The 6,232-nt window shown below is 64.4% G+C and carries 7 protein-coding genes; 4 read left to right on the forward strand and 3 right to left on the reverse strand.

The features are described 5' to 3' along the window. Positions 1-59 precede the first annotated feature (59 nt). Both R4P95_RS30065 and mscL read right to left on the reverse strand, forming a co-directional pair. Positions 60-257 (reverse strand): antitoxin VbhA family protein, encoded by a 198-nt coding sequence (locus tag R4P95_RS30065; protein WP_249353874.1) that lies wholly within the window; start codon positions 255-257, stop codon positions 60-62. Between the two features lie 641 nt (positions 258-898). Next, the gene (gene mscL, locus R4P95_RS30070; RefSeq protein ID WP_213572776.1) at positions 899-1,333 is read right to left on the reverse strand and encodes a large conductance mechanosensitive channel protein MscL; all 435 of its coding nucleotides are present in this window, start codon (positions 1,331-1,333) and stop codon (positions 899-901) included. A gap of 213 nt (positions 1,334-1,546) precedes the next feature. On the opposite strand from mscL, the gene R4P95_RS30075 reads away from it, so the two are divergent. Beyond that, the gene (locus tag R4P95_RS30075; RefSeq protein WP_213572777.1) at positions 1,547-2,584 is read left to right on the forward strand and encodes an alpha/beta fold hydrolase; all 1,038 of its coding nucleotides are present in this window, start codon (positions 1,547-1,549) and stop codon (positions 2,582-2,584) included. A gap of 249 nt (positions 2,585-2,833) precedes the next feature. Here the strand turns inward: R4P95_RS30075 and R4P95_RS30080 are convergent, their stop codons facing one another. Further along, a complete protein-coding gene (locus R4P95_RS30080; protein WP_213572778.1) occupies positions 2,834-3,112 on the reverse strand; it encodes a hypothetical protein in 279 nt (92 codons plus the stop codon). An 89-nt stretch (positions 3,113-3,201) separates the two neighbouring features. Between R4P95_RS30080 and R4P95_RS30085 the strand changes: the two genes are divergently transcribed. The 3 genes from R4P95_RS30085 to R4P95_RS30095 form a co-directional block, all read left to right on the forward strand. Then, positions 3,202-3,882 carry an HAD family hydrolase gene (locus tag R4P95_RS30085; protein WP_213572779.1) on the forward strand — a complete coding sequence of 227 codons (681 nt, stop codon included), beginning with the start codon at positions 3,202-3,204 and terminating at the stop codon, positions 3,880-3,882. A 934-nt stretch (positions 3,883-4,816) separates the two neighbouring features. Continuing rightward, complete coding sequence (locus R4P95_RS30090; protein WP_317747072.1) at positions 4,817-5,296, forward strand: hypothetical protein; 480 nt, start codon at positions 4,817-4,819, stop codon at positions 5,294-5,296. Between the two features lie 710 nt (positions 5,297-6,006). Then, a partial coding sequence (locus tag R4P95_RS30095; RefSeq protein WP_317747071.1) for a hypothetical protein occupies positions 6,007-6,232 on the forward strand: 226 nt, incomplete at its 3' end.

Consider the following 6,232-nt stretch of genomic DNA (forward strand, 5'->3'; position numbering starts at 1 on the left):
GGGGTAGTAGCCGTAACGGCGTGGAACGAAACTGTGAAGTTGTCGAAGGCAATGGACGATCAGAGTTCGAGTTCCTCGCGGAACGCCGCCAACTCTTCCTCTGGAGTGCTCACGCCACGAGCAACGCGGCGCGCAGCCGCCTTGTCGGCTTCGGTGACGGTGCCGCCGGCAAGACGAACCCCTGCAGCTGCGAACCGCACCGACTCTTCGACACCGCGTGATGCGGTGGGTGTGGTGGCGATGTGTGCAGTGGTCATGCAGCCCAGCCCCCTCCGTGCCATACGTTCGATCGCTTCCATCACCGTACAGAGAGATTTCTATATATGCAGCTCAAAGGTATTTTCCGTGACGCAGAAGTCATCGCCGGACGGCAATGCCCCACGCCCGGGGGCTACTCGGTGTAGCGCCACACGGCGATTGTCAGTGGTAGGGCTTGGTCCAGGTCAGGGCGTATCACCACATCGGTAGCCTCCCCTCGTCCACGTCACTTCGACTGCCTGTAACCGCACCAGTAGGGGGCCGTCACCGGGACGAGCTCGGCGCCCAGTGAATGCTGACCGCAGCCAGTGCTTCCCTTTGACGCGGTCACGGTGCCCGACCAGGCGGGAGCCCGAGTACTCGCCCGTGGCGTGGCCCGGTGACCTCGGCGTCGACCCCGAGCGCTCGGCCGAACTCGCGGTTGCCGGGGCTCGCAGCAGGCCTGAAGGTCGTCGGCCAGGCGATGCGCATCCCAGCCGTACACAGTCCCAACCGTACGCAGGTCGACCTCTCTCCACGGTGAGAAGCAATTGGACAACGTCGTGGACCGTGGACCGTGGACTGGATCGGATGCGCGCCGAGTGCCGGGCCACTCCTGTCGCGGGCGCCCCACACTGGCCACGTCGGCCGCCGTGGCGGCTCAGGACAGAGGGCTGCGGGGGCTGATCGTCACAGCCGGGGTTCCCTTGGTGTCCAGCCGGGTTTCGAGGAGGTCTCGGATCTGGATGAGCAGGTCCGTTTCGCTGGCCTTCTTGTCCCCTGGTTCGGTGACGAACCGCTTCTTCGCGGCGTTGGCCGGGACGATGAGGATGAAGTAGACGACCGCGGCGATGATCACGAAGTTGATCACCGCGGTGACGACCGCGCCGAGGTTGACGAAGGTCGCTGGGTTGTCCGCCAGAAGTTGGTAGCCCCACCCCAGCTCATTGCCGCCGCCGGCCACCGCGACGAGCGGGTTGATCACGTTTTGAGTGAAGGACGTGACGATGGCCGTGAACGCGGCGCCGACCACGACGGCCACAGCGAGGTCGAGGACGTTCCCTCGCAGCACGAAATCTTTGAATCCTTTGAACACGGGACGCGCCTTCCGTGAATTGGTGGTTACACATCGATCAGGCAGGATGCGCCGCCGGAAACTAGGGAACGGGACCGGGCATCACCGCAAATTCGGATGTTACTGTTTCACGGGTTTGCACACATCTCAACTCGAGAAGTAACGTCCAGCTACATTTCCGTTAACTACCCGATGGAGTCCGAATGTGGGCCCGACGCAGTGAAGGCGGGCGAGATGAGTAATGTGCGAGGTCGCACTCTGAAACCTGTTCCCGAGACCGGGGTGCGGACCGTGTTCCGCACCATCCACGGGTATCGGCGGGCGGTGCGCATGGCCGGGGACGGTCCTGCGCTGTTGTTGCTGCACGGTATCGGTGACGACTCGTCCACCTGGGCCGAGATCATCCCGCACCTGGCGAGCACGCACACCGTCATCGCCCCCGATCTACTCGGCCACGGCCGGTCCGACAAGCCGCGTGCCGACTACTCCGTCGCGGCGTACGCGAACGGGATGCGCGATCTGCTCGCCGCCCTGGGCGTCGCCCGTGTCACCATCCTCGGGCACTCTCTCGGCGGCGGGGTCGCGGCCCAGTTCGCGTATCAGTTCCCGCAGATGGTCGATCGGCTGATCCTCGTCTCCGCCGGTGGCGTCGCGAAGGAGGTCCATCCCCTTCTCCGGCTCAGCTCGGTGCCGGTTCTCAACGAGGCCCTGAAACTGCTGCGCCTTCCCGGCGCACTGCCCGCCGTGCGGCTGATCGGCACCGTCCACGATCAGATCCGCGGCACCGGCCTCCCACTCGGTGCGGCGCTGCACGACACCGCGGATCTGACTCGTATCCTGGCAGGGCTGGCCGAGCCGACCGCTCACGCTGCCTACCTGCGTACCCTGCGTGCGGTGATGGACTGGCGCGGGCAGGTGGTCACGATGCTCGACCGCTGCTACCTGACCGAGAACGTCCCCGTCCAGCTCATCTGGGGCGATCGGGACGTCGTCATCCCGGTCGATCACGCGTATCTGGCCCATGCCGCGCTGCCCGGTTCGCACCTCGAAATCTTCCGCGGCGCCGGTCATTTTCCCTTCCGCGACGACCCGGTGCGGTTCCTGCGGACCGTCGAGACGTTTCTGTCCGCGACCCGCCCGCTGGAATTCGACCCGACCACCTGGCAGAGGTTGCTGATCAACGGTCCGACCGAGTACGCGATCACCGGCACCCCGGCCACCCGGGAAGCTTTGTGTGAGGCGATCGAATCCGACGAACGCAGCGCGACGTGACCCCGACCCCGAGGTGGGCCGACCATCACGCGGCACAGCGAGAAACTGCAGTCCGCATGTTCGGGGACCGCCGCCTACCCGCCCTCCAAATCTTCCGCACAGCCCAGATGCCACCAGGGCGGCGATCAGTGGCGAACAACCGGCCCGGCCAAGGCGGCCGCACCAACACACCCAAACCGCGGCGACGACGTACACAGTGACCGGCCACCGCATTCCATCCCGTGTGATCATGCGGATGGTGCCCACGAGTCAGGTCCCGGTGTCCACGCGCAGCCGCGGCAGCATCCGGTGCACCGCACGGGCATCGCGGCGCCGCAACGACCCCTCCGCCAGCAACTTCCGCACCGCCTCGACCACAATGGCGGGAACGGTCACCTCGTGCTTGACCGCCCCACCCAGCGCTTCGATCAGCGCCTTGTCGACCTGACCGGTCTCCAGCGAGAAACTCACATGATCGAGCGTCCGCGCCGGCAGTACCGGACGCAACGCAGCAATCACCTCACGCGCATACTTGTTGGCCCCCTCCATACCTCGAGTGTGACAGACAGCTCCGACAGTCGCAGGTCCGATTACTCCCCCCGCAACACAGAAGGTCACGTGTAGATAGGCTTCATGACGTGTCGTTGCTGCTGCTCGACCTCGACAACACCCTCATCGACCGTACCGCCGCATTCGGTACCTGGTGCGTACGATTCGTCGCACAGTTCGGCGGCGGCGCCCAGGAGGCCCAGTGGTTAATCGGGGCCGATCGGGACGGTTACCAGCCACGGCGCCAGCTCGCCGAGGCGATCCGTGAGCGCTACACGCTCACGCGATCGACAGACTCGATCGTCGAGGCTCTGATGGAGCACCTGGCCGACATCCGCGTCCAACCGAACGTTCTCGACGCACTCACTGCCGCGTCCGCCGCCGGGTGGACCCCCGTGGTCGTCACCAATGGGGACGCACGCCAACAGGAGGCGAAGCTCGCTCTCTCGGGTCTCGACCGGCACCTTTCCGGATCGGTGATCTCCGGAGCGGTCGGGGTCCGCAAACCCGACGCGCGGATCTTCCGAAAAGCGGCGGCAGCGACCGGAATCGGCCTCGACGGAGGCTGGATGGTCGGTGACCACCCAGTCGCGGACATAGAAGGCGGACGGGCCGCCGGCCTGTCCACCGCGTGGATCACCCGTGGACGGCAGTGGGACACGTCGATCCCGCCGCCGACGCTGACCGCCCGATCCTGCGCAGAAGCGATCGCCCGCATCGTCGGCGGACAATCCCACTCACATCGCCTCCCGTCTCGACCTGGCGCGTGACCGTCTCCGGGGCGCGCTGACAACGCCGGGAACGGTTCCGGTCATGGGATTGTCCGTCGACAGGTTCGACCACACCCATCAATTGCCATGACGTAGATACGAGCGCATCGTGGTTACGCCGCGGTGCTGGGAATGCATGTGGAAATTCGGGGCCGGCCGAACCGCCCTCCGCTTCGGGAACCAAATGCGCACGGCCGCTACCTTCCGCGGTCCGCCGACCACGCAGCCAAACGGAATCGCCGTCGGCCACGCGAGTACAAGCTGCTCGCGGACTCGGCTCTACGCCGGCTCGTGCAACGCAAACTGGACCTGCACTTTCGCATCCTGTGGATCAACCACGAACCCGAATCCGGCGCCGGTGGCCGGCGCCCCCACACCCAAGCTGACCAGCACAACGACACCACCCGAACCCCAAGCCGACTACGCAGACCCCTGCAGCGCCGCCCCAGACACCGGATCCATGTGCCGGATCGTTGCCCACGCACCCCTGAGCGGACCTGCCCCCCTCAAGCCCCATCGCCATCGCGATCACCACCGGACCCAGCCTGCAAGTTCACGTCGGCCTCAGCGACTCTGTCGCCACCTACCCTGGCTCTACCTCGAGCCAACAAGGCGGACTGGGACCCACCAGCGATAGCTTCGCAGGCAAACAGGATGCCGCACTCGAGACCGTCACCGACATCGATGGTGACGGCACACCCGAACTCATCCTGTGGACAGGTGAATTCGCTGACCACAACGAATTCCAAGTCCTCACCCTGAATCGGACTTCACTCACACCCGTCGATGGCTCGCTCTACAGCAAATGGGGCAACCGCGACATATGGAATACCTACGCCACCGCCGGCGGTGACTACAGCTACAGTCGGTGCGCACCAAAATCTCCGGGAACAATCACCCAAATCACCGGCATGGACTTCGGTCCCGCACGCGAATGGACTACACCTACCGCGCCGCCAGTTGGCAAGAAGGCGCCACACGGGAAAACCTCCCGACTCCGGGCCACGCATTCGACAACACCCACTTCGACTGCCCAGCAGAAGAAACACGCATTGCACGCAGTCCCACCGATGACATCACCCCATTCGACAGCACACCCACCAATGACACCCCATGGCCCTCACTGCCGCCGACCGCCCGGAAGCTCACCGCTGCCGGAATCATGTGCGACTTCATCGTCGCCAACAGCAAATCCCTTCCAGTGATCGTCCTGCACGGTGAGGTCCACTGCCCCACCGCTTTGACGACCGCCCAGCACTACATCAACAACCTCGCCCAATCACAAGGCCAAGGACATTTCCTGACCATCGACAACTGGACATGCTCCTGGCCCAACGTCGAGGGACGCAGCCACGCCATGTCCTATCACCACTGCGAGGACACCAACGGAAACACGTTCAAGATCGGCAACTGAATAGCGACTTCCACCCTGCGCTCCAAAGGAAGACAGCCCGACTACCTCGAGGACCGCTGCCGAAGACGGGCCCGCACCCTCGAGTGCGGGGCAATGGGAGCGGCCTCCGGTTGCCCTCGCAAAATCCACCGCACGAACGGACGCTATCGCCTTCTCCCGCACCTCGGTTGGATAGACATTGGGCATAAGATCACCTTCCCAAGAAAGGAGGTGCGCATCAGACCCGGGACGATTCACTACTTTGCGCCCGCCTCCAAAATTCACGGAGGCGTGGTCAGACGAGATTCCGCCGACCGGCGGCCCGCCCAACGTGGCCGACGCCGATGATCATCGGCGTCCCCACGCACAGCCCTGCTACCACGAGTCCGAGCCTCGCCCAATCCGATTGGGCGTGGCTCCACGCGTAACCGAACAATGCGACGGCGCCGAGATACACCGCTAACCCGCATACGGCTGCGACCAACACCGTTGTACGCCGAGACCGCACATCGCTGTTTTTCACAGGTTCATTTCCGTCCATCGGCATCCGGGTTATATGACGGATAGTCCTGTATCCCGCGCCGAGGACGGCGCGGGGGGTCGCCGGTGTCGAGGCCGCCGCTGATAAACGTCGCAACCCAATAGACAAAGCACTTTCCGAGCCACTTAACGTATTTCCAGAACACAACGCATCCCTACCCAAACATCGAATTCCATGCATTGCCGATGGAATGACCGACCGCACCAACCGCGTCATCAATGGTGCCCTTGACTCCGTCCGGAAGCTTGCCGTAGGCCCACCGGGTCCCGTAGTACGCGCCCATCCCGACCCCAGCAGCCACCAGGGCCGGAGCGATGCCCGTACCCAGGACCGCGGCAGGGGACTGTCAGAACATCGGTGGATCCAGTTCTGGCGCATGAATCTAGATCACCGTTGGGGTGATGCGGCCTTCGAAT

The organism is Rhodococcus sp. IEGM 27 (genome assembly GCF_033142305.1).
In the GTDB taxonomy this organism is placed as follows: domain Bacteria; phylum Actinomycetota; class Actinomycetes; order Mycobacteriales; family Mycobacteriaceae; genus Rhodococcus_F; species Rhodococcus_F oxybenzonivorans.